The sequence below is a fragment of the Prauserella rugosa genome (genome assembly GCF_000719975.1).
Classification (GTDB): domain Bacteria; phylum Actinomycetota; class Actinomycetes; order Mycobacteriales; family Pseudonocardiaceae; genus Prauserella; species Prauserella rugosa.
In genome coordinates, this window is the sequence record NZ_JOIJ01000085.1 from 1 (window position 1) to 233 (window position 233).

1 tRNA gene is annotated in these 233 nt (G+C 67.8%); it reads left to right on the forward strand.

Annotation, left to right across the window (positions count from 1 at the left end):
• The first annotated feature begins 3 nt into the window (after positions 1 to 3).
• A tRNA-Met gene (locus tag IF64_RS0125005) sits at positions 4 to 77 on the forward strand.
• The last annotated feature ends 156 nt before the right edge of the window (positions 78 to 233 follow it).

A 233-nucleotide genomic window follows, 5' to 3' on the forward strand; every position in this document is an offset into this window, starting at 1 on the left:
CGACGCGGGGTGGAGCAGTTCGGTAGCTCGCTGGGCTCATAACCCAGAGGTCGTAGGTTCAAATCCTGCCCCCGCTACAGAGATCGGGAGACCCCTGTCCACGGAATGTGTGGACAGGGGTCTCTTTCGCTTTGCTGTGGGGGCCCAGCCCCCCACGCCCCAGGCCGGCGGGCTTCGCCCCCGGACCCCCTTCGGCCTCGCTTCGCATCGGCCTACTCGTTCGCGGTCGCCCA